General features: G+C 70.2%; 22 protein-coding genes. 8 read left to right on the forward strand and 14 right to left on the reverse strand.

Annotated elements, in window-relative coordinates; all coding sequences use genetic code 11:
• Window positions 1-75 precede the first annotated feature (75 nt).
• From cbiE to ABZ098_RS35635, 6 genes are all read right to left on the reverse strand, one after another.
• Window positions 76-1287 carry a precorrin-6y C5,15-methyltransferase (decarboxylating) subunit CbiE gene (gene cbiE, locus ABZ098_RS35610; protein WP_356597877.1) on the reverse strand — a complete coding sequence of 404 codons (1212 nt, stop codon included), beginning with the start codon at window positions 1285-1287 and terminating at the stop codon, window positions 76-78.
• Between the two features lie 118 nt (window positions 1288-1405).
• Window positions 1406-2044 (reverse strand): GNAT family N-acetyltransferase, encoded by a 639-nt coding sequence (locus ABZ098_RS35615; RefSeq protein WP_356597878.1) that lies wholly within the window; start codon window positions 2042-2044, stop codon window positions 1406-1408.
• 157 nt (window positions 2045-2201) lie between these two features.
• Window positions 2202-3032, reverse strand: a complete 831-nt coding sequence (locus ABZ098_RS35620; RefSeq protein WP_356597879.1) for a MetQ/NlpA family ABC transporter substrate-binding protein — start codon at window positions 3030-3032, stop codon at window positions 2202-2204.
• Window positions 3033-3098: 66 nt separating this feature from the next.
• Entirely contained in the window at window positions 3099-3824 is a 726-nt protein-coding gene (locus ABZ098_RS35625) for a methionine ABC transporter permease (RefSeq protein ID WP_356597880.1), read from the reverse strand.
• Complete coding sequence (locus ABZ098_RS35630) at window positions 3821-4852, reverse strand: ATP-binding cassette domain-containing protein (RefSeq protein ID WP_356597881.1); 1032 nt, start codon at window positions 4850-4852, stop codon at window positions 3821-3823. Before ABZ098_RS35630 ends, ABZ098_RS35625 begins: the two co-directional genes overlap by 4 nt.
• Before the next feature lie 321 nt (window positions 4853-5173).
• On the reverse strand, window positions 5174-5824 hold the full coding sequence (locus ABZ098_RS35635; RefSeq protein WP_356597882.1) for an HAD family hydrolase: 651 nt from the start codon (window positions 5822-5824) through the stop codon (window positions 5174-5176).
• A gap of 69 nt (window positions 5825-5893) precedes the next feature.
• Here ABZ098_RS35635 and ABZ098_RS35640 point away from each other — a divergent pair, with 69 nt between their 5' ends.
• Both ABZ098_RS35640 and ABZ098_RS35645 read left to right on the forward strand, forming a co-directional pair.
• The gene (locus tag ABZ098_RS35640; RefSeq protein ID WP_356597883.1) at window positions 5894-6253 is read left to right on the forward strand and encodes a hypothetical protein; all 360 of its coding nucleotides are present in this window, start codon (window positions 5894-5896) and stop codon (window positions 6251-6253) included.
• Window positions 6234-6662, forward strand: a complete 429-nt coding sequence (locus ABZ098_RS35645; RefSeq protein ID WP_280843494.1) for a hypothetical protein — start codon at window positions 6234-6236, stop codon at window positions 6660-6662. Before ABZ098_RS35640 ends, ABZ098_RS35645 begins: the two co-directional genes overlap by 20 nt.
• 63 nt (window positions 6663-6725) lie before the next feature.
• Here the strand turns inward: ABZ098_RS35645 and ABZ098_RS35650 are convergent, their stop codons facing one another.
• The 3 genes from ABZ098_RS35650 to ABZ098_RS35660 all read right to left on the reverse strand — a co-directional run bounded on the left by ABZ098_RS35650 (window position 6726) and on the right by ABZ098_RS35660 (window position 9032).
• Window positions 6726-7223 carry a GNAT family N-acetyltransferase gene (locus ABZ098_RS35650; RefSeq protein ID WP_356597884.1) on the reverse strand — a complete coding sequence of 166 codons (498 nt, stop codon included), beginning with the start codon at window positions 7221-7223 and terminating at the stop codon, window positions 6726-6728.
• 45 nt (window positions 7224-7268) lie between these two features.
• Complete coding sequence (locus ABZ098_RS35655; protein ID WP_356597885.1) at window positions 7269-7775, reverse strand: sigma-70 family RNA polymerase sigma factor; 507 nt, start codon at window positions 7773-7775, stop codon at window positions 7269-7271.
• 75 nt (window positions 7776-7850) lie between these two features.
• On the reverse strand, window positions 7851-9032 hold the full coding sequence (locus ABZ098_RS35660; protein ID WP_356597886.1) for a glycerophosphodiester phosphodiesterase: 1182 nt from the start codon (window positions 9030-9032) through the stop codon (window positions 7851-7853).
• A gap of 371 nt (window positions 9033-9403) precedes the next feature.
• Between ABZ098_RS35660 and ABZ098_RS35665 the strand changes: the two genes are divergently transcribed.
• Window positions 9404-10075 carry a lysophospholipid acyltransferase family protein gene (locus ABZ098_RS35665; RefSeq protein ID WP_356597887.1) on the forward strand — a complete coding sequence of 224 codons (672 nt, stop codon included), beginning with the start codon at window positions 9404-9406 and terminating at the stop codon, window positions 10073-10075.
• Between the two features lie 226 nt (window positions 10076-10301).
• Here ABZ098_RS35665 and ABZ098_RS35670 read toward each other — a convergent pair whose 3' ends face one another.
• The 4 genes from ABZ098_RS35670 to argH form a co-directional block, all read right to left on the reverse strand.
• Window positions 10302-11825: an MFS transporter gene (locus ABZ098_RS35670; RefSeq protein ID WP_356597888.1), complete on the reverse strand. Its 1524-nt coding sequence runs from the start codon at window positions 11823-11825 to the stop codon at window positions 10302-10304.
• Window positions 11822-12370, reverse strand: a complete 549-nt coding sequence (locus ABZ098_RS35675; RefSeq protein WP_356597889.1) for a TetR/AcrR family transcriptional regulator — start codon at window positions 12368-12370, stop codon at window positions 11822-11824. Before ABZ098_RS35675 ends, ABZ098_RS35670 begins: the two co-directional genes overlap by 4 nt.
• Before the next feature lie 81 nt (window positions 12371-12451).
• Window positions 12452-13423 carry an aldo/keto reductase gene (locus tag ABZ098_RS35680; RefSeq protein WP_356597890.1) on the reverse strand — a complete coding sequence of 324 codons (972 nt, stop codon included), beginning with the start codon at window positions 13421-13423 and terminating at the stop codon, window positions 12452-12454.
• A gap of 128 nt (window positions 13424-13551) precedes the next feature.
• On the reverse strand, window positions 13552-14976 hold the full coding sequence (gene argH, locus ABZ098_RS35685) for an argininosuccinate lyase (RefSeq protein ID WP_356597891.1): 1425 nt from the start codon (window positions 14974-14976) through the stop codon (window positions 13552-13554).
• A gap of 198 nt (window positions 14977-15174) precedes the next feature.
• On the opposite strand from argH, the gene ABZ098_RS35690 reads away from it, so the two are divergent.
• The 5 genes from ABZ098_RS35690 (at window position 15175) to ABZ098_RS35710 (ending at window position 20551) form a co-directional block, all read left to right on the forward strand.
• Window positions 15175-16071: a hypothetical protein gene (locus tag ABZ098_RS35690; RefSeq protein ID WP_356597892.1), complete on the forward strand. Its 897-nt coding sequence runs from the start codon at window positions 15175-15177 to the stop codon at window positions 16069-16071.
• A 121-nt stretch (window positions 16072-16192) separates the two neighbouring features.
• Window positions 16193-16780, forward strand: a complete 588-nt coding sequence (locus ABZ098_RS35695; RefSeq protein WP_356597893.1) for a pyridoxamine 5'-phosphate oxidase family protein — start codon at window positions 16193-16195, stop codon at window positions 16778-16780.
• A gap of 778 nt (window positions 16781-17558) precedes the next feature.
• On the forward strand, window positions 17559-18941 hold the full coding sequence (locus ABZ098_RS35700; protein WP_356597894.1) for a ferredoxin reductase family protein: 1383 nt from the start codon (window positions 17559-17561) through the stop codon (window positions 18939-18941).
• Window positions 18942-18969: 28 nt separating this feature from the next.
• On the forward strand, window positions 18970-19758 hold the full coding sequence (locus tag ABZ098_RS35705; RefSeq protein WP_356597895.1) for an FMN-binding protein: 789 nt from the start codon (window positions 18970-18972) through the stop codon (window positions 19756-19758).
• The gene (locus ABZ098_RS35710; RefSeq protein ID WP_356597896.1) at window positions 19751-20551 is read left to right on the forward strand and encodes an FAD:protein FMN transferase; all 801 of its coding nucleotides are present in this window, start codon (window positions 19751-19753) and stop codon (window positions 20549-20551) included. Before ABZ098_RS35705 ends, ABZ098_RS35710 begins: the two co-directional genes overlap by 8 nt.
• A gap of 94 nt (window positions 20552-20645) precedes the next feature.
• Here the strand turns inward: ABZ098_RS35710 and ABZ098_RS35715 are convergent, their stop codons facing one another.
• Entirely contained in the window at window positions 20646-21191 is a 546-nt protein-coding gene (locus tag ABZ098_RS35715; protein ID WP_356597897.1) for an arginine repressor, read from the reverse strand.
• Window positions 21192-21209: the final 18 nt, after the last annotated feature.

Raw genomic sequence — 21209 nt, forward strand, 5'->3', positions numbered from 1 at the left:
TACAACGGTCGGCCAGCCTACCGCGCGCAGTACGACAACAGGATCACGGGGGACGGCGGACCACGGCCGGCGGGATCAGGCCGTACGGTCCGGGAGCACCCCGCTGAGCAGGAACGCGACGCTCCGTTCCGTCTCCGTCCAGGCCCGGGTGTCGAGTTCGACGGACTGGAGGAGGGCGCACTCGACGCGGTAGCCGTGCTCGGTGAGGTCCCGGCCGACGAGTTCGGCCTCGTCGCGGGTGGCCGCGTGGGCGACGATGCGCTGCGGGCGCCGGTCGGCGACCGCGGAGACCACGGCCACTCCCCCGCCGCCGACGCGCACGACGTCCGGTTCGGGAAGGTTCTCCAGGACGTGCGGGGCGGTGCCGGGGACGATCTGGACCTGGAGACCGAAGGCGCGGGCGTTGGCCTCGGTGCGCTCGCAGGCCCTGAGGTCGCGGTCGACGGCGATGACGGCGGCCCCGGCCCGGGCGGCCTCGGTGGCGAAGGCGCCGCTGCCGCAGCCGATGTCCCACACGAGGTCTCCCACGCGCGGTCCCAGGCGGGCGAGTTGGGCCGCGCGCAGCGGCTCCAGTTCGCCTTCGCCCATGAGACCGCCGTAGGACTCGGCGGGCAGGGTCCAGCCGCGCGGCGCGGCGGCCGGGTCGCGGCCCGCGATCCAGCCGCCGTCCTCCGTCACGGCCGCGGTGCCGCCGATGACGATGACGATGTTGGGGTCGCGCCAGGTGTGGTCGGCGGCCTTGTCGGAGGTGACGACGGTGACCTGTTCGCGGTCGGTGCCCAGTTCCTCGCAGATGACGAAGGTGCGGTGGACGCCCTCCATGAGCAGACCGAGTTCGGCGGGTCCGGCGCCGGGCGAGGTGAGGACGGCGACCTTGGTGTGGGCCCGGCACACGTTCACCGCGCGTCGCAGGGTGCGCCGGTGTGCGACGACCACCTGGGCGTCGTCCCAGGGCATTCCGGCGCGCGCGAAGGCGGCGGCGACCGAGGACACACCGGGTACGACCTCGACCTCCAGGCCGAACTCGGGTGCGCGCAGGGTCCGTACGACGCCGAAGAACCCGGGGTCGCCGTCGGCGAGCACGACCGCGCTGCCGCGGTGGCCGGTGATCCGGCGGGCGGCGAGGGCGACGCTGCCGAGGCGGATGCGTTCGGCGGTGGGGGGCACCTCGGGGAGTGCCAGGTGGTGGGCGGCGCCCGCGACCAGCGTGGCGGCGCCGAGGGCGGAGCGTGCCGCGGCGGTCAGCGGCGAGCCGTCCCAGCCGATCACCGTGACCCGGTCGGCCATCGTCTCTCAGTCTCCAGAAGTGTGCGCAGGCGGTCGTCGGTGGGCAGCCCGCGGGCGGCTCCGTGAGGGTACCCGCTGCGCCCCGGAAGCGCTTTCGCCGCCCTGTGTGCGAATGCGGTCAGTTCCAGTCGGAGTACGTCGTGAATCCGTCGGTGTCGGCGAGCTGGTCGCCCGCTCCGTCGAAGTCCTCGGGCAGCAGGCTCCACACGATGAAGTCGGTGCGGACGTCGCTCCAAGTGCCGTCGTCGGCGCGGACGTGCGCTATGCAGGCGTTGCGCAGGACGCCCTCGCTGATGCAGCCGATCTTCTGGGCGACCTGCTGCGAGGCGGTGTTGTCGGCCGCCGTGCGCAGCTCGATCCGCTCGAACTTCTGGTCGGTGAACAGCCACTGTGCGGTGGCGAGCGCGGCCTCGGACGCGTAGCCCTCGCCGCGGGCCCAGGGGGCGATGATGTACGACAACTCCGTGGAGCGCACGTGCCAGTTGGTCTTGGCGAGCTGGACGACGCCGACCAGGCGCTGGGTGAGGAACTCCGTGACGGCGAAGTTGATTCCGCGTCCGGTCTCCCGTTCGGTCGGCGCGTACCGCGTGATCCAGTCGTGCGCCTGTTCCTCGCTGTAGGGCTGCGGCACGTCGGTCCAGGCCCCGACCTGCTCGTCGTTCATCATCTCGGCCAGCGCGGGCACGTCGTCCTCGTCGAGGGGGCGCAGCACCAACCGCTCCGTGCTGATGGAGATGTTGGGGAAGGTGCCAGTCATGCGCCACTCCGTAACCGTCGGAAAACCTGCGAGGCCTGCTGAACTGCCCAGCATGCAGCATGAAAGCACCGAACCGCATCACGGGGCCCACACATGGTGAGCGAGTGGACCCCGTGCGTGGCGATACGTCGTATACGCGCCGGTAGCCTTACGTCGTTCAGAAGGACGCGATGACGGATCCGGCGTACTTGTCCTGGATGAACTTCTTGACCTCGGCGGAGGTGAGCAGCTTGGCGAGCTTCTTCACGCGCGGGTCGTCCTCGTTGCCTTCCTTCACCGCGAGGAAGTTGCCGTAGGGGCTGTTCTTCGCGGACTCCAGGACGAGGGCCTCCTTGGCGGGCTTGATGCCCGCGGAGATGGCGAAGTTGCCGTTGACGACCGCCGCGTCCACGTCGTCGAGGGAGCGCGCGGTCTGGGGCGCCTCGATCTCCTTGAACTTGAGGTTCTTCGGGTTCTTGGTGATGTCCTGCGGGGTCGCCTCGCTGCCGACGCCGTCCTTGAGCGTGATCAGCCCGTTGTCGGCGAGCAGCTTGAGGGCGCGGGCCTCGTTCACGGCGTCGTTGGGGACGGCGACGGTCGCGCCGCTCTTCAGGGCGTCGGCGCTCTTCACCTTGTGGGAGTAGAGGCCGAGCGGCTCCAGGTGCACCGTGACGACGGGCACGATGTGGGTGCCGCGCTTCTTGTTGAAGTCGTCGAGGTACGGCTGGTTCTGGAAGTAGTTGGCGTCCACCGAGCCGTCCTCGGTCGCCGTGTTCGGCACGATGTAGTCCTGGAACTCCTTGACCTCCAGGTCGAGGCCCGCCTTCTTCGCCAGGTTCTCCTTGACGTAGTTCAGGATCTCGGCGTGCGGGGTCGGACTCGCGGCGACGACCAGCGGTCCGCTGGTGTCGGAGGCGGAGTCCGAGCCGGACGAACCGCAGGCGCTGAGCCCGAGGGTGAGGGCTCCGGCGGCGAGGACGGCGGTGGAGAGCTTTGCGGTGTTACGCACGAAAAGTGCCTTTCCTTTTGGGTGCAGCGATCCCGTGAAGGGGTGCACGGGAGATCTGGAAGCGCGTCAGACGGTCTTGGTGTCCGCCGTGGCCGCCTTCAGCAGACGGAGTTTCGGGGCGGGTCCGGAGCGTCCGCCGCGGCGGTGCAGCGAGCGGGCCGCGAAGTCGCCGGCGAACTGGATGAGCGAGATGACGACGGCGAGGATCGCGACGGTGATCCACATGAGCTGGGTCTCGAAGCGCTGGTAGCCGTAGCGGATGGCGATGTCGCCGAGGCCGCCGGCGCCGACCGTGCCGGCCATCGCGGAGTAGCCGATGAGGGCGACGATCGTGGTGGTGGTGCCGGCGATCAGCGAGGGCAGGGCCTCGGGGACGAGGACCTTGCGGACGATGGTCCAGGTGTTGCCACCCATCGACTGCACGGCCTCGACCAGGCCGCCGTCCACCTCGCGGACAGCCGTCTCGACGAGGCGCGCGAAGAACGGGATGGCGCCGATGGCGAGCGGCACGATGGCGGCCTCGCGGCCGATGGTCGTGCCGGTGATCGAGCGCGTGAAGCCCATCAGCGCGACCATCAGGATGATGAACGGCATCGAGCGGGCCACGTTCACGACCTGCCCGATGACCTTGTTCGCGACGACGTTCTGGAGGAGCCCGCCGCGGTCGGTGAGGACGAGCAGGACACCGAGCGGCAGGCCGCCCACGACGGCGATGACGGTGGACCAGCCGACCATGTAGAGGGTGTCCCAACACGCCTGCTCCAGCAGGGGCTGCATCTCGGACCAGGTCACTTGGCACCTTCCTTCACCAGCTGGGGCTCACCGACGACGTCGATCTGGAGGCCCTGCTCGCGCAGGAAGCCGACCGGTACGACGTTGTCCTCGTAGCGGCCGGGCAGTTCGATGCGCATCCGGCCGACCTGGAGGCCGCCGACGGTGTCGATGGCCGCGCCGAGGATCGAGATGTCGATGTTGTAGGTGCGGGACAGCTGGGAGATGACGGGCTGGGTGGCCGCCTCGCCCTGGAAGGTGACGTCGAGGACGGTCCGGTCCTCGCCGGTGGCGTCGCCGCCGACGGGGAAGAGCGCGGAGGCGAGCTCGGAACCGGGGGTGGCGAGCAGTTCGCTCACCGTCCCCGACTCGACGACGCGCCCGTTCTCCATCAGGGCGGCCGAGTCGCAGATCGACTTCACGACGTCCATCTCGTGGGTGATGAGCAGGACGGTGAGGCCGAGCTGCCGGTTCAGGTCGCGCAGCAGCTGGAGGATCGAGCGGGTGGTCTCGGGGTCGAGGGCGCTGGTGGCCTCGTCGGACAGGAGCACCTTGGGGTCGCCGGCCAGGGCGCGGGCGATGCCGACGCGCTGCTTCTGGCCGCCGGAGAGCTGGGCCGGATAGGCGCCCGCCTTGTCGGCGAGTCCGACGAGGTCCAGCAGTTCGAGTGCCTTGCGGGAGCGCTCCTTGCCGGACTTGCCGAGGATCTCCAGCGGCAGCTCGACGTTGTCGCGGACCGTCCGGGTGGACAGCAGGTTGAAGTGCTGGAAGACCATGCCGATACGGCTGCGCGCCTGCCGCAGTTCCTTGCCGGCGCGCGGACCGCGGCCCGCGAGGGCGGTGAGGTCCTGTCCGTCGACGGTCACGGTGCCGGCGGTGGGGCGCTCCAGCAGGTTGACGCAGCGGATGAGGGAGGACTTGCCGGCGCCGGACTGGCCGATGACGCCGTACACCTCGCCTTCGCGGACGTGCAGATCGACGCCGTCCAGGGCGGTGACCTCACGGCCGCGCGAGCGGTAGACCTTGGTCAGGCCTGTTGTCGTGATCACTGGGGTTTCCGTCACTGTCGAGTACGGGGGCGTGGGTGTGCCCTGGTACGGGAGAGGAATCGTGCGCGGGCACATGGGTCACGTACGGCGTTCACGGCGTACGGACGTGCCGGGGCGGCTCGCTTCGGGGCGCGAGGCTCAAGGGGTGGTGCGGGGGCCCTCTAACAGGCGCACATTCGACACATACAACGAGCACCGGGCGTCAGGGTCGCCTCGGTCGCAGGGGTGCGGCAGCTCGTCGTGGTCATGCGATCAGTAAAGCAGACGTATGGGAGCGACCAAGAACCCGCTGTCCGCATGGCGGACAGCGGTGGACAGGCTTCAGGGCCGGACGGAGATCTCCACGCTTCCGGCGGTGACCAGTGCCGACAGGGCCGACAGGTTCTCGACCACCAGGTCGGCGTCGAGCTCGTGGGCCTGGTGGGTTGTGGTCAAGGCCACGGTGGTCATCCCGGCGGCCCGTCCGGCGCGCAGGCCGGCTGGGGCGTCCTCGAAGACGACACAGCGGGCCGGGTCGACGCCGAGTTCGCGGGCGGCGAGCAGATAGGGCTCGGGGTCGGGCTTGCCGCGGGTGACGTCGTCGGCGGCGACCAGGGTCTTGGGGAGGATGCCGACGGCTTCGAGGCGGGCCTCGGCGAGCCGGCGGGTGGCGGAGGTGACGACGGCCCAGCGGTCGGCGGGCAGGGAGTCCATGAAGGCCGTGGTCCCGGGCAGCAGATGAACACCGCCGTTGGGTACGTCCTCCACCTCCAGCCGCTCGATCCGCGCGAGGGCCGCCGGTACGACGTCGGCGGGCAGCAGTTCGGCGGCTATGTCCCCGGCCTTGCGTCCGTGCAGTTCGACCCGCGCGAACGCCTCCGCGGTGATGCCGAACTCCTCCGCCCAGCGCGTCCAGCAGCGGTGGACGGATTCGAGGGAGGAGACGAGGGTTCCGTCGTTGTCGAACAGGAGGGCTTCGGCCTGGATCTTCATGCCTTCGACCCTACGGTGCCCGGCGGGGGCGGCCGCATCAGGCCTTTTGGGCCGTAATAGGCTCGCCGCATGTTTGATGCCCTGACGCTGGTGACCGGCGTCGCCGCGCTGCTGCTGGCCGCCTGGTGCGGCTGGGCCGCCTACCGTGATCAGCCGACCAAGGACTGGCACTTCATCGGGATGGCCGTGGTGTCGGTGCTGGCGCTGGTCCAGCTCGTGGTCGGGATCGTGCAGCTCGCGCGGGGCGAGAAGCCGGAGCAGGGCACGACGATCTTCGTCGCCTATCTGCTGGGGGCGTTCGCGTGCGTGCCGGCGGCGGGGTTCATGTCGCTCGCGGAGCGCACGCGGTGGGGATCGGTGACGGTCGCCGCCGGCGGTGTGGTGCTGGCCGTTCTGGAGGTGCGGCTCTATGACATCTGGGGAGGCTGACGTGCGTCGGCGACGGCTTACCAGTGGGCCGGGGACGCTGCTCGTGTGGCTGTACGGCGTGATGGTCGTCGGGGCGGTGTCGCGGTCGGCGGTGCAGATCTCTACGGAGTTCGACCGGGCGCCGCTCGCGTACTCGTTGTCCGCGGTTGCCGGTGTCGTCTACGGGTTCATCACGTACTCGTTGGTGCGGGGCGGGGAGACGGCTCGCAAGGCGGCGCTGGTGTGCTGTGTCGTCGAGCTGCTCGGTGTGCTGACCGTGGGCACCTGGACGTTGGTCGAGCCGTCCGCGTTTCCGGATGCGACGGTGTGGTCGGACTTCGGGATGGGTTACTTGTTCATCCCCGTACTGCTTCCCTTGTCGGCCATCTACTGGCTTCGCAAGGGTGCGCCCAAGGGGGATGCCGCCTGAGGTTCATCGGGCGGCATCCGGCCGGTTGTGGCTGATCGCGCAGTTCTCCGCGCCCCTAAAAGATCATGCGGTGGCCGCGTATGTTCCTGCCGGCTTCTCCAGGACGATCATCGGGATCCCGTCCGCGCCCTCCGACGTACCCACCGTCTGGTAACCCACCTTGCGGTAGAGGCGGAGGTTGCCCTCGCTGCGGTGGCCGGTGAAGAGGCGGAAGCTGGTGGCGCCGCGCTCCTCGGCGAGGGCGGACTCGGCCGCCCGGAGGAGTCGGGCACCGATTCCGTGGCCCTGGAGGCGCGGGTGGACGCAGAGTTTGCCGATGGCGGCCGAGCCGTCCTCGGTGACGTGGCCGCGGACCGAACCGACCACCTCTTCTCCGAGGCGGGCCACGAAGACGCAGTCCGCGGCCACCTCGGCGCGGACCGAGTCCAGGCTCTGGACGAGCGGATCGATGCGGTAGTTGCCGTACAGCGCCGCCTCACTCTGGAAGCACAGGTACTGCAGCCTGAAGATCTGCTCCGCGTCCTGCTCGGCCGCCGCAGAGATGGTCACGCTCATGCCCATGTGCGCACGCCTCCCGCTCACCTGATCGCCTGTTGTCCCCCACTCCTATCCCCGCGCCCGGCGGGTCGCAACCTCCGGTGCGAGCAATCGGCGAAGACATCCCAGGCATCTGGAACGTTCCGGGCCGAGACTGCCCTGTGAGATACCCAACTCCCCCGCGATCTCCCGGTAGGTGAGGTCCCTCGGGGAGAGGAGGGCCGCCAGGAGCGAGGGGCAGCGGCCGGGCAGCCGGCGCACCGCGTCGTGCAGGGCCGTGCGCCGTGCCGCGGCGAGGGTGAGCTGCTCGGGGGTGCGGTCGTCGTCGGCCGCGGGCTCGATGGCGTACGGCCGTTCGAGGCGGGCAGTACGACGGCTGCGGCGGGACTCGGAGCGGACGGCGCGGCGGAGCCAGCCGGACGGGTCGAGGGGTGGGCCCTGGGTCTCCAGGTGCTCCAGGAGCCGGAGCCAGACCGCCTGTTCCAGGTCGGCCGGTTCCGTACCGGAGGCATGTGCCTCCGCGGAGGCCTCGGCGGTGAGCAGCGGGCGCAGGGTGGCGACCAAGTCGTGCGTCATATGCGGTACGACACGGCCGCCCGGGTCGTGGGTTGCCCGGGCGGCCGTAAGTCACCCCCATCGGGGGGTGTCGGCTCAGCCGTTGACGAAGTCCTGGCGGGCCAGGGCACCGGTGTCCGGGTTGTCGGTGAAGACGCCGTCGATGCCGGTGGCGAAGTACCTCTTGAAGGCGCCGAAGGCGTCTCCGTAGGCGTCCGCGTCGGTGCCCTTGCGGAACTCCGTCGGCAGGAAGGGGTTCTCGTTGCGCATGGTGTAGGGGTGCAGGATCAGCCCGACCTTGTGTGCGTCGGCGACGAGGGTCGTCTCCTTGTCGAGGCTGCCGTCCGCCTTCTTGGTGATGACGAGGTCCAGGGTCGGGCCGATGCCCTGGGCGTAGCCCGCGATCTCCCTGAGGCCCTTGGGGGTGATCAGGTCGGCGACCGTGCGCGGGTCGCCCGTCTCGACGAAGTCCCAGGGGCGGGTGTTCGCGGCGGACAGCAGGACGACCAGGGGGTTGTCGACGAGCTTGTTCAGGCGCTGGATGCTGGTCGGCTCGAAGGACTGGAGGATGACCGGGGAGTTCCGCTTGTCCTTGCCGTACCTGTGCAGGAGCTTGGCGACCCGCTCCTCCAGGCCGAGGCCGAGCTTGCGGAAGTAGGTGGGGTGCTTGGTCTCGGGGTAGATCCACACCTGCCTGCCGCGCCTGCGGGTCTGCTCGTCCTGCCACTTGAGGACTTCCTCGAAGGTGGGGATCTCCCAGCGGCCGTTGTAGAGCGTGTTGTGCGGGCGGTTGGCCGGGATGCGTTCGATCGCGCGGAGCGTCTTGAGCTCGGCGAGCGTGAAGTCCTCGGTGAACCAGCCGGTGGTGGAGACGCCGTCGAGGACCTTGGTCTTCTTGCGGTCGGCGAACTCCTTGTGGTCGGCGACGTCGGTCGTGCCGCCGATCTCCGGTTCGTGACGGCAGACCAGATGGCCGTCCCTGGTGGGGACGAGGTCGCCGGCCTCGACGATGTCGGCGCCCAGGTCGAGGGCGAGCTGGTAGGAGCCGAAGGTGTGCTCGGGGCGGTAGCCGCTGGCACCCCGGTGACCGATGACCGTCGGCACGGGAAGGCTCTTCAGGCCGCCGCCGTGCCCACCGCTCCCGTGCCCGGCGGATCCTGCGGTCGCGGCTCTCGCCGTGCCGGAGAGACCCAGGACCGCTCCCCCGGCGCCGAACATCGCGGCCCCCAGCAGTGCCCGCCGTCCCGTGCCGTCCGTGTGCTCGTCCTGCGATCCCATGTGGACCCCTCCTGCCGTCGCCTCTTCGATGCGGGCCGATCGTAGGTCCGGGTCCGTGACAGGCGGGAGACCTCCGGCGGAACACGCGGGTGACGGGGGATGTCGTATGGGAACAGATGTCTGATGGTTCGTCGGCTTCACGGTGCGGAGCAGGGGTACGCGTCGATCGGGGCGACGTCCGTCACATCGTTCCGCCCGGGTTTCCGGGAGGCGACGGGGTTCAACCGCAGGTAAACGAGTGTCAACAGTGCGTAAGACCTGAGTGAACCCCGAGCGCCCGATGTGCACGACCCCCCGAGCCGCGAGTAATGTCCTCACCTGCACAGACTCATACAGTTTCCCTGGCCGTTCTCTTGACACCGGAGGGCCCGTTGTCCCGCTTCGCGCTCATCAAGGCAGTGCTCGGACCGATCATGCGCCTGATGTTCCGCCCACAGGTGGAGGGCGCGGAGCACATCCCGGGTGACGGTCCCGTCATCCTGGCCGGCAACCACCTCACCTTCATCGACTCGATGATCCTGCCGCTGGTCTGCGACCGGCAGGTGTTCTTCATCGGCAAGGACGAGTACGTCACCGGCAAGTCCCTCAAGGGGCGCCTCATGGCGTGGTTCTTCACCGGCGTCGGCATGATCCCGGTGGACCGCGACGGCGGTCGCGGCGGCGTGGCCGCGCTGATGACCGGGCGTCGGGTCCTGGAGGAGGGCAAGGTCTTCGGGATCTACCCCGAGGGGACGCGGTCGCCCGACGGCCGGCTGTACCGGGGGCGTACGGGTATCGCCCGTCTGACGCTGATGACGGGTGCGCCGGTCGTCCCGTTCGCGATGATCGGCACGGACAAGTTGCAGCCGGGCGGGGCGGGGATGCCCCGGCCCGGGCGGGTCACGGTCCGGTTCGGTGAGGCGATGGAGTTCTCCCGTTACGAGGGGATGGACCGGGACCGCTATGTGCTGCGCGCCGTGACGGACTCGGTGATGACCGAGGTCATGCGGCTGTCCGGGCAGGAGTACGTGGACATGTACGCGACCAAGGCGAAGGCCGCGTAGGACTTCGTCGACGGTAGGGGTTCGTCGCCGGGTGCGGGTGCGTGGGGGCTTGTCGCGCAGTTCCCCGCGCCCCCAGAAAGCCCTCGTCCCCGCGCCCCCCAAAAAAAGCCCTTGTTCCCGCGCCCCCGAACGAGCCCTCGTCCCCACGCCCCCAGAAGACCCCTCGTCCCCGCGCCCCTTAAAGCCCTTGTCGCCGCGCCCCCGAAAAGCTTTTGTCGCCGCGCCCTTAAAAGCCCTTCTCCAGCCGCTGGTTCTTCAGCATGAACCAGGCCGCCGCCGCTGTCGCGAGCAGGACCGCGGCTCCCGCGCCCGCGGCGATGGCGAGTCCGTCCACGAAGGCTTCCCGGGCTGACGCCAGCAGGTCCTGAGCCGTGTCCGCCGGCAGCCCGGACGCCGCCTCCACCGCGCCGCCCAGCGACTCGTGCGCGCCCTCCGGCGTACCCGCGGGGGCGGCAAAGCCCCGGTACACGCCCGTCACGATCGAGCCCAGTACCGCGATGCCCAGAGCAGCACCCAACTCGTACGCCGTCTCCGAGACCGCCGACGCCGCGCCCGCCTGCTCCTTCGGGACACTCGACAGGATCACGTCCGCCGTCACCGTGAACGAGAAGCCCGCGCCCACGCCGACCACCAGCAGGACCGCGCCGAGCATCGGATAGCCCGTGGACTCGTCGAGCAGGGTGAGGCAGGCCAGGGCCAGGCCGATGGCCGCCAGGCCACCGGAGACGACCGCGCGTACCGAGTAGCGGCGAGCCACCGTGCCCGCGACCAGTCCTGCCGCCACCGCGCCCACCGCCGCCGGGAGTTCGGCCAGGCCCGCCTCCAACGGGCCTCTGCCCTGGACGAGTTGCAGGTACTGGGAGAGGAAGAAGACCAGGCCGGAGAGTCCGAGGATGGTCAGCAGGTCGGCGAGGACGGCGCCGCTGAAGCCGCGGTTGCGGAACAGGCGCATGTCCAGGAGCGGGGCCGGGAGGGTGAGTTGGCGGCGTATGAAGCCGTACAGGGCGGCTCCGCCCAGGAGGCCCGCGGTGAGCGTCTCCCACGTGAATCCGTGGGTCGCGGCCTCCTTGACCGCGTACACCACGCCGATCACGCCGACCAGGGACAGCGCCACGCTGGTCATGTCCCAGGGGCCGGGGTTCGCGTTGCGGGACTCCGGCAGCAGCTTGACGCCGACGAGGACCAGGACCGCCATCACCGGCAGGTTGATCAGGAAGACCGAGCCCCACCAGAAGTGTTCGAGGAGGAAGCCGCCGACGATCGGACCGACGGCCGTACCGGCGGACGCGGTCGCGCCCCAGACGCCGACGGCGAGGCTGCGCTCGCGCGGGTCGTGGAAGAGGTTGCGGATCAGGGCCAGGGTGGCGGGCATGAGGGTCGCGCCGGCGACGCCGAGCAGCGCCCGCGCCAGGATCATCAACTCCGGTGTGCTCGCGTAGGCGTTGAGGACCGATATCGCGCCGAACGCGGTCGCGCCGATCAGCAGGATCCGCTTGCGGCCGATGCGGTCGCCGAGGCTGCCCATCGACACCAGCAGGCCCGCGATGACGAACGAGTAGACGTCACCGATCCACAGGAGCTGCGTCCCGGTGGGCGCGAGGTCCTCGCTGATGTACGGGGTCGCGAGGCCGAGGACGGTCGCGTCGACGGCCACCAGCAGCACGGCGAGCACCAGGACGGACAGCGCGAGCCAACGGCCGGGACGCTGCACCGCCTCGCTCGTGGTCGCCGGCCGCAGGGTGCTGGTCATGATTCCTCTCTCCGTAGTGCGCCACCGAGCAACAGCTCGGTGATCATGTGGGTGAAGTCCTTCGGGGCGACGCGGCCTGCCTGGGTGGCCCAGGCGCATGAGGCGATCAGTCCGTAGAGCGCCTCGGTGAGCCAGGCCGGGGTGAGGTCGATGCGGAACTCGCCATTGCCTTGTCCGCGCGCGAACAGAGTGGCGATCCGTTGGTCCAGTCGGGACCAGGGGTCGCCTCCGCCGTCCTCCCAGAGCTCGTTCTCGCCGTAGAGGAAGGCCAGCAGGCCGGCGACGGGTTCGATCTCCCGCACCAGCCTGCGTACGGCCTCGCTCGCGGGCCCCTCGTCGAGGCGGGCCGCGTCCAAGGCTGCCTCGCACTCGGCGATGCCGTGTTCCTCCAGCGCCCGCACCAACGCGTCCCGTCCCGCGAAATGGCGGTGCAGGGTGGCCCTGCTGATCCCGGCGGCCTTGGCGACCTCGTCCATCGTCGAGGTGGATTTACGGGTCAGCAGGGCCGCGGCACTGCGCAGCACGTGGTCACGATCGACAGCCATGAGACAACCATAGCCCACATGAGACATTCATGTCTCATAGAGGGCATGTGCGTCTCACCGACGGCCTGATCGGCGGTTCTGTCAGTGCCAGGGCAGCCGAGCGCGGTGCTCCCAGTACGCGGCCGGTTCCTCGGCCAGCGCCGCGAGCCGGGAGAGCTGGTCGTCGTCCAGGTCCACGACGGCCGCGTGCAGGTTGGAGGCGAGCTGGTCGGTGGTGGCGGCTCCGGACAGGACCACTGCGGCCCAGGGCCGGCGGAGGACGAGGGCCAGTGCCACCGCGTCACAGCCGAGAGACGTCTCCTCGGCCACGGCCTTCAGGACGTCCGGTGCGTGCGGTCCGGCGAGCCTGCCGTTGGCCATGCCCTCCTTGACGATCACCGTGAGACCGGCGTCGTGGGCCTCGGCGAGGGCGGGGGCGGCCGAGGTCTCCAGGGCGTTGTACGTCGACTGGACGGTACGGAAGAGGGGCTCGCCGTCGACGGTCACCTCCAATGCGGCGCGGATGGCGTCCGCCTGAGCCGGGCCGCTGGTGGAGAAGCCGATCGTGGTGCCCTGGGCGGCCGCCTCCGCGAGCCTCGCGTGGAGTTCCCTGTCGGTGAGGGCCGGGCTCTCGGGGGTCACCGAGTGGATCTGGTAGAGGTCCAGGCGGTCGCCGAGCAGCTCGGCGGTCTCGGCGCGCTGACGGTCGTACGTCTGGACGCCGTGGTCCTTGACCTCGTGGCGTTCGGCGTCGGTGGTCCAGCCGGCGGTGTAGATGTAGCCCCACTTGCTGCCGATGACCACGTCGTCGATGTGGGGGTTCTTCTTGAGCCAGTCGGCGAGGAACTCCTCGGAGCGGCCGTAGGAGCGGGCCACGTCGAAATAGCGGACGCCCTGGACGTAGGCGGCGTCGAGGAGTTCGTGGGTGCGGGCTCGTAGCGTCTCGACGCTCCGGTCGTCTCCCAGGTCTTCGTCCCGGCCGAGGTTGATGTAGCCGGGGCGGGCGATCGCGGCGAGGCCGAGGCCGATGTGGCAGGTGGGGGTGGTCGCGGTGGCGAGGCGAGCGAAGGGCATACCGACAACGTAGCTCGGGATGCCCTTCGCTTCAGGGGGTGGGTGGTGCGGCAATGTGGCGGGTGCGGCGCCGTTGTGGCCGGTCGCGCCCACGCGGCGGAGCCGCAGATCGATACAGCCCCGCGCCCCTAGCGGCGCTCTGCCCACTCGTGTTGAGCGGCCACGTTCGTCTTCACCTCTGCCAGCTGGACCGCCACCGCGCTCGGGGCCGTGCCGCCCCTGCCGTTCCTGGAGGCCAGGGCGCCGGGGACGTTGAGCACCGACCGGACCTCCGGGGTCAGGTGGGCCGAGATCTTGGCGAACTGGTCGTCGGTCAGGTCGTTCAGTTCCTTGCCCTCGGCCTCCGCCGCCTTGACGCACTCGCCGGCCACCTCGTGGGCGACGCGGAAGGGGACGCCCTGCTTGACCAGCCACTCGGCGATGTCGGTGGCGAGGGAGAAGCCGGCCGGGGCCAGTTCCTCCATGCGCTCGCGGTTGACGGTGAGGGTCGCCATCATGCCGGTGAAGGCGGGGAGCAGGACCTCCAGCTGGTCGCAGGAGTCGAAGACGGGCTCCTTGTCCTCCTGGAGGTCGCGGTTGTAGGCGAGGGGGAGGGCCTTGAGCGTGGCCATGAGGCCCGTCAGGTTGCCGATCATGCGGCCGCTCTTGCCGCGCGCCAGCTCCGCGATGTCCGGGTTCTTCTTCTGCGGCATGATCGACGAACCCGTGGAGAACGCGTCGTGCAGGGTCACGAAGGAGAACTCCTTCGTGTTCCAGATGATGATCTCCTCGGCGATCCGGGAGAGGTTGACACCGATCATCGCGGTGATGAAGGCGAACTCGGCGACGAAGTCACGGGAGGCGGTGCCGTCGATGGAGTTGCCGACCGACCCGTGCTCGAAGCCGAGGTCCTTCGCGACCGCCTCCGGGTCCAGGCCCAGCGAGGAACCGGCCAGGGCGCCCGAGCCGTACGGCGACACGGCCGTGCGCTCGTCCCACTGGCGCAGCCGCTCCGCGTCCCGGGACAGGGACTGGACGTGGGCCAGGACGTGGTGCGCGAACAGCACCGGCTGGGCGTGCTGGAGGTGGGTACGGCCGGGCATCGCCACGTCCGGGTGGGCCTCCGCCAGGCCGATCAGGGCATCCTGGAGTTCGGCGATCAGACCGCCGATGATCCGGGCGTGGTCCCGCAGGTACATGCGGAAGAGGGTCGCGATCTGGTCGTTGCGGGAGCGGCCGGCGCGCAGCTTGCCGCCGAGGTCGGGGCCGACGCGCTCCAGCAGGCCCCGCTCCAGGGCGGTGTGGCAGTCCTCGTCGGCGATCGTGCCCACGAAGGAGCCGTCGGCCACGTCGGCCTCTAGCTGGTCGAGCCCGGCGAGCATGCGCTGGAGCTCGTCCTCGCTGAGCAGTCCCGCCTTGTGCAGCACGCGCGCGTGGGCACGCGAACCGGCGATGTCGTACGGCGCGAGCCGCCAGTCGAAGTGGACGGACGCGGACAGCTTCGCCAGCGCCTCGGCGGGACCGTCGGCGAAACGGCCGCCCCAGAGCCGGACGTCACCGCTGTTGCTGCTCACTTGCGTTGCTCCTCACCGCTGCACTCCATCGTCATGCATGATTATGCAGAGTTCTGCATGATTCGTCAATCCAGGCTCCGGGCGGCAAGGAATTTGCGCTCCCTTTGAACACGGGAAACCGCTTGCCCGTACCTCTCGCCGAACGCAGGCGCCGCGTTTGTCAAGAAGACCACTCCCGACCCCGAGTGAGGCATCCGCATGTCCAGGGCTCTTCCGAAGTACAACAAGCGCCGCGTGGCGATCATCGGCGGCGCCGTCGCCGTGGCACTGACCGGGGCGATCGTCGCCGGTACCGCCCTCGCCGGGGAGACCTCCAAGAGCAGCAACAACGCCACCGCCCGCACGCTGGCCTCCCCCGGCACGATCAGCTGCCCGGACGTGGCCTCGAAGCTGCCCGCGATCCCGGCCACCGCCAAGGCCGAGGTCGACCGCAACCTGGCCCTGCTCAACACGCAGATCGCCGAGGCCAACAAGCGGCTCGTCGACACCGTCGGCCAGGGCGGACCCAACTTCGTCAACAACGCCATCCTCGGCCCGCTGAAGGACAAGCGCGTGGCCACGGTCAACCGCATCGCCACGGCCATCGGCCGCACGGCGGCCAAGCCGACCGGCCTGGACGCGCTGGCGCCGTGCACGCTGAACGGCGCCGGCGCGGCCGGCAACAACACCGGCAACGCGGGCGGAAACGCCAACACGGGCAACGCCAACGCGGGCAACGCCAACGGCGGGGGCAATGCCAATGCCGGGGGCAACGCCAACGGCGGAGGCAACGCCAACGCCGGGGGAGGTGCCGCGACCGCCGCCGGCACGATCTCGTGCCCGGACGTGGCCTCGAAGCTGCCCGCGATCCCCGCCACCGCCCAGGCGGAGGTCACCCGCAACCTCACCCTGCTCCAGACCCAGATCAACGAGGCCAACAAGCGGCTCGTCGACACCGTCGGCCAGGGGGGACCCAACTTCGTCAACAACGCCATCCTCGGCCCGCTGGCCGACAAGCGGAAGTCGACCATCGACCGCATCGCCATCTCCATCGGTCGTACCGCGGAGAAGCCGCAGGGCCTCGACTCCCTGGCCGCCTGCACGCTCACCAAGTGACGTGACAGGCGCTGTGGCCGCCCCGTGTGAGCGCCGGCCGGGGCGGCCACGGACGTCTTCGCGCGAGCGCACGTCCGAATTCCTTAGACAGGCGAAATTTCTGCGCCCATAATGCTTAGACATGGGAAAGACTTTTGAGCGCATAGACGGTCGGCTCCGCTCCTTCATCGAGGCGCAGCCCCTCTTCTTCACCGCGACCGCTCCCCTGTCCGGCGACGGCACGGTCAACCTCTCCCCCAAGGGCCTGCGTGGCTCCTTCGCGGTGCTCGACGAACTCACCGTGGCCTACCTCGACTTCGCCGGTTCCACCGCGGAGACCGTCGCGCATCTGCGGGAGAACGGCCGGATCACCCTCATGTGGTGTGCGTTCCAGGGGCCGCCGAACATCGTCCGGGTGCACGGCCGCGGTGAGCCGGTCTTCCGCGACGACCCGCGCTGCAAGGAACTGCTCCCGCACTTCCCGGACATCGATCCGACCGCGCACGGGCTGCGGGCGATCATCGTGGTCACGGCCGAACTCATCCGCGACTCCTGCGGATACGCGGTGCCGTACATGGCGTACGAGAGCGACCGCGACCTGCACGCCAGGCGGTTCTCCCGCGACGACGACGTGTCGCTCGGCGAGTACTTCGCCAAGAAGGACCACATCGCCACGAGCCTGGACGGCCTGCCCGGGCTGCCGCTGCCGTTGCCGCCGTCTCCGGTCTGAGCGGTACGGCTGCCGCAGACGCACCGCGAGGTTTCGTCCGAGCCGGGCCCGCTCGCTCTCCACCGCCCCGCTTCCCCCGTACGCCTCACCGAGGCCCGCGCTGCCGCCTGCCCGGTGCCGTCGTCATGGACCCGCAAAGGCTGCGGTGTTCACCTCCCGGCACCGCGACGGGCTCCTTCGGGACACCCCGACTCCCAGCGCTGACCGGCCCCGTGGCCCGCGCGTCGACGGCGGCGGGCCCTGGGGCGGCGCGCGTCGAGAGGGGCCGGCAGGAGCAGGTCGTCCCCTTCGTGGCGCCCGTGCGGGCCGACTCGGCGGCGATGCGGTCCAGGGCCCGTGTGATCTCCGGCGGCAGGAGCCGGGGCAGCAGGGCGAGTTCGGTGCCGCCGAGCAACGGCTGCGCGGCTTCACCGCCGACGCCCGCCGTGCGAGGGGCGTTCGGTGCGGGCGTCCTTGTCGTGACCCGGCACGATGTGGAAAGCGGCAGCGCCCCGCTCACCCATGCGTGCGCTGGGCCGTGTGTCCGCTCGGTCGGGTCGCCGCGACCGCCACTCCGGTCACCGAACTCTCCTCGGCCGGTGGGGACATGGCCCTCCCGCCGGGCGGCCCCGGAAGCCGACGTGCGCAGTCTGGGGGTCACCTGCACGAGCTCGGGTTACCGCCAGTCACTCCAGTCCGCACCGGACTCCGCGGGCGGCTGAACACACCGGCGTCACGGCACGTATCCAAGGGCCAAGGGACCACGCCCACCCCCCTTGCCCCCGTCCCCGGAGGAAACGTGACCACCACGCTCGCCAGCGGCCGCGCCGCCCGCCGTCAGACGATGCGCCGCATCCGCCCGCGCCGTTCCCCGGCGACCGTCCTGCTGATCGCCGTATGGGCGGGCGCGGCCGGTGTGCTGTGGCTGTGGTGGAACAACACGCCGTCCGTGGCCGACGACAACAGCAAGATCCTCAACGCGGGCCGGATCACCGGTCTGTTGGCCGGCTACCTGATGGCCCTGGTCGTACTTCAAATGGCCCGGGTGCCCGCGCTGGAACGCCGGGTGGGATCCGACCGCGTCGCCCGCTGGCACGCGATGACCGGCCGCTACACGCTCTGCCTGACGGTCGCCCACGTCTTCCTGATCATGTGGGGCTACGCCCTCCAGGCCGGCAAGGGCCTCGGCGACATCGTCCAGCAGACGATGGACTCCATCAACCAGCTCCCGGACATGGGCAAGGCGGCCATCGGCACCGGTCTGCTGTTCGTCATCGGGCTGATGTCGATCGGCCCGGTGCGCAAGAGGATCCCGTACGACACCTGGTACCACGTGCATCTTCTGACGTACGCGGCGGTGTTCCTGACCTTCTGGCACCAGCTCACCACCGGCAACGACTTCGCGGTCGAGCCGGTCGCCAAGACCGTCTGGTACGGCCTGTACGGCTCGGTCACCGCGCTGGTGGTCTGGTACCGGATCCTCACGCCGATCCGCCTGAACCTGCGTCACCGGATGTACGTCGAGGCGGTCGTGGAAGAGACGCCGGGCGTGGTGTCGGTGCTGATCGGCGGGCGCAAGCTGCACCGGATGGGCGCGGAGGCGGGCCAGTTCTTCCGCTGGCGGTTCCTCGCGCCGGGCATGCGGTTCTCCTCCCACCCGTACTCGCTGTCCGCGGCGCCCCGACCGGGCATGCTGCGGATCACGGTGAAGGCGATCGGCGACCACAGCGAGCGGCTGCGCGAGCTGGAGCCCGGCACCAAGGTGTGGGCCGAGGGGCCGTACGGCGCCCTGACCGCCCAGCGCCGCAGCCGCGGCAAGGTGCTGCTGGTGGCCGGCGGTGTCGGCATCACGCCGATGCGGGCCCTGTTCGAGACGCTGCCGGGCGCGGCAGGTGACATCACCCTGCTGTACCGGGCCAACACCACCCAGGACCTGGCCCTGTGGGACGAGCTCGCCGCCATCGCGGACGAGCGCGGCGCCCGTCTGATGTACGCGGTGAACAGTCCGGACGGGGAACGCCCGGACATCTCCGCGGAGTCCCTCCAGCGCAAGCTGCCCGACATCGACAAGCACGACGTGTTCATGTGCGGGCCGAACGGTTTCGCGCAGGCCGTGTACGAAGCACTGCGCGGCGCGGGTGTGCCCGCCCGCCGCATCCATCACGAGTCGTTCGAGATGTGACGACGGGAATTCAGGAGCTGTTGAAGCGATGAGGAAGAGTCACCCCGTCCGTCGAGTCGTGCTCGCGACCGCCGCCACCGTCTCCGGTGTCGTGCTGCTGCTGTCGCTGAAGCCCTCCTCGGACCCGGCGTCCGCCCAGGCGGGCGGAACGATCCCGCAGCAGACGGCGGCCGCGCAGGAGTCGGCCCAGGGCGGCACGGGAGCGGCCGCCGGCGGCGCGGTCACCGGAGACGTGGTCCAGACGCAGTACGGGCCGGTCCAGGTCCGCATCACCGTCAGCGGCAGCAAGATCACCAAGGCCGAGGCGGTGCAGGCGCCCAAGGGCGGCGAGAGCGACCAGAAGACCGCTCTCTCGGTGCCGAAGCTCAACCAGGACGTGGTCGCCAAGCAGAGCCCCCAGATCGACACGGTCTCCGGGGCGACCTACACGAGCGAGGGCTACAAGAAGTCGCTCCAGTCGGCCATCGACAAGGCAAACGCGGCCGCCCCCACCCAGCCGTCGGCCCAGCCCTCTCAGACGGCCGGCGGCAACGCCGGGGCGGCAGCCAGGACGGTCACCGGCGCGGTCTCCCAGACGCAGTACGGCCCGGTCCAGGTCAGGATCACGGTCAGCGGCGGCAAGATCACCAAGGCCGAGGCCGTGCAGACGCCGAAGGGCGGGACGAGCGACCAGAAGACGGCGCTGTCCATCCCGAAGCTCAACCAGGAGGCCCTGGCGGCCGGCAGCGCGGACATCGACTCGGTGTCCGGTGCCACCTACACCAGCGAGGGCTACAAGAAGTCGCTCCAGTCCGCGCTGGACCAGGCCGGTGGCTGACACGGTGGCCGAGTCGGCACAAGCTCCCGCCGCGGTACGTCACGCGGAGGAGGTCATGGGGACGGTCTTCTCCTTCGACGTCCGCGGCGGGGAACCCCTCGCCGTGCAGGCGGCATTGCGGGAGGCGGTGGCAGGGCTGCACCGCGTGAACGAGGTGTTCAGCACCTACCGCGACGACAGCCAGGTCTCCCGCCTGGCCCGCGGTGAGCTGACGGTCGCCGACTGCGATCCCGAGGTCGCCGAGGTCCTCGAACTCGGTGCCGAGGCCGAGCGGTTGAGCGACGGCTGGTTCAGCACCCGCTACGAGGGCCGCCTCGACCCCACCGGCATCGTGAAGGGCTGGGCGGTGGAGCGCGCGGCACGTCGTATGGCTGAGTCGGGTGCGACGGGAGTGAGCGTCAACGGGGGCGGAGACGTCCAGCTGCTGGGCGTACCGGGCCCCGAACGCCCCTGGCGCGTAGGGGTCTCGGACCCGCTCCGCCCGGGCGGTCTGGCGGCGGTGGTCTCGGCGGCGGGCGCGTCGGAGCTGGCGGTGGCGACCTCGGGCACGGCCGAACGCGGCGCCCACATCGTCGACCCCCGCACGGGCCGCTCGGCGGTCACGGACCTGCTGGCGGTGACGGTGGTGGCGCCGACCATCACCTGGGCGGACTGCTGGGCGACGGCGGCTTTCGCGATGGGTTCGCGGGAGGGCCTGGCGTGGCTGGAGAGCCTGCCGGACGTGGAGGCGTTGCTGATCACGGCGGGCGATGAGGTCAGGTGTACCGGGGGCCTCGCAGCTCGACTCGGGTGAGCGGATTTCCCTAGGGGCGCGGGGCTGTGTCGATATGCGGCTCCGCCGCGTGGGCGCGACAAGCCCCCACTCACCCGCGCCCGACGAACAACCCTCAGTGCCCGTTCTGAGCCAACCGCAACAGATGCTCAGCCAGCGCCTGCCCCCCGGTCGGGTTCCGGCTGATCAGCATCAACGTGTCATCACCGGCAATGGTCCCGAGAATGTCATGCAGCTCAGCCTGATCAATGGCCGACGCCAAGAACTGCGCAGCCCCCGGAGGAGTCCGCAGGACCACGAGGTTCGCCGAAGCCTCCGCGGAGATCAGCAGCTCCTGGGAGAGGCGCCGCATCCGCTCCTCCTTCGCCGACTCCCCCAGCGGCGCCCGGGGGGTCCGGAAACCCCCCTCGCTGGGCACCGCGTAGATCAGGTCGCCGTCGTTGTTGCGGATCTTCACCGCGTTCAGCTCGTCGAGGTCCCGGGAGAGCGTCGCCTGGGTGACGCTCAGCCCGTCGTCGGACAGCAGCTTGGCCAACTGGCTCTGTGACCGCACCGGTTGCCGGTTGAGGATGTCCACGATCCGGCGGTGGCGCGCGGTACGCGTCTGCGGCACCGCGGGCCCCGCGACCCCGTTGTGCTCGTGATCTGGCGCATGGCTCATCGTCGTCTCATTCTCCGG

This window comes from Streptomyces sp. NPDC006335 (genome assembly GCF_040612795.1).
In the GTDB taxonomy this organism is placed as follows: domain Bacteria; phylum Actinomycetota; class Actinomycetes; order Streptomycetales; family Streptomycetaceae; genus Streptomyces.

Coding starts and splice junctions, on each gene's coding strand:
- cbiE (WP_356597877.1), bottom strand. CDS start 1,287: ATGGCCGACCGGGTCACGGTGATCGGCTGGGACGGCTCGCCGCTGACC.
- ABZ098_RS35615 (WP_356597878.1), bottom strand. CDS start 2,044: ATGACTGGCACCTTCCCCAACATCTCCATCAGCACGGAGCGGTTGGTG.
- ABZ098_RS35635 (WP_356597882.1), bottom strand. CDS start 5,824: ATGAAGATCCAGGCCGAAGCCCTCCTGTTCGACAACGACGGAACCCTC.
- ABZ098_RS35640 (WP_356597883.1), top strand. CDS start 5,894: ATGTTTGATGCCCTGACGCTGGTGACCGGCGTCGCCGCGCTGCTGCTG.
- ABZ098_RS35645 (WP_280843494.1), top strand. CDS start 6,234: ATGACATCTGGGGAGGCTGACGTGCGTCGGCGACGGCTTACCAGTGGG.
- ABZ098_RS35650 (WP_356597884.1), bottom strand. CDS start 7,223: ATGGGCATGAGCGTGACCATCTCTGCGGCGGCCGAGCAGGACGCGGAG.
- ABZ098_RS35655 (WP_356597885.1), bottom strand. CDS start 7,775: ATGACGCACGACTTGGTCGCCACCCTGCGCCCGCTGCTCACCGCCGAG.
- ABZ098_RS35660 (WP_356597886.1), bottom strand. CDS start 9,032: ATGGGATCGCAGGACGAGCACACGGACGGCACGGGACGGCGGGCACTG.
- ABZ098_RS35670 (WP_356597888.1), bottom strand. CDS start 11,825: ATGACCAGCACCCTGCGGCCGGCGACCACGAGCGAGGCGGTGCAGCGT.
- ABZ098_RS35675 (WP_356597889.1), bottom strand. CDS start 12,370: ATGGCTGTCGATCGTGACCACGTGCTGCGCAGTGCCGCGGCCCTGCTG.
- ABZ098_RS35680 (WP_356597890.1), bottom strand. CDS start 13,423: ATGCCCTTCGCTCGCCTCGCCACCGCGACCACCCCCACCTGCCACATC.
- ABZ098_RS35690 (WP_356597892.1), top strand. CDS start 15,175: ATGTCCAGGGCTCTTCCGAAGTACAACAAGCGCCGCGTGGCGATCATC.
- ABZ098_RS35695 (WP_356597893.1), top strand. CDS start 16,193: ATGGGAAAGACTTTTGAGCGCATAGACGGTCGGCTCCGCTCCTTCATC.
- ABZ098_RS35705 (WP_356597895.1), top strand. CDS start 18,970: ATGAGGAAGAGTCACCCCGTCCGTCGAGTCGTGCTCGCGACCGCCGCC.
- ABZ098_RS35715 (WP_356597897.1), bottom strand. CDS start 21,191: ATGAGCCATGCGCCAGATCACGAGCACAACGGGGTCGCGGGGCCCGCG.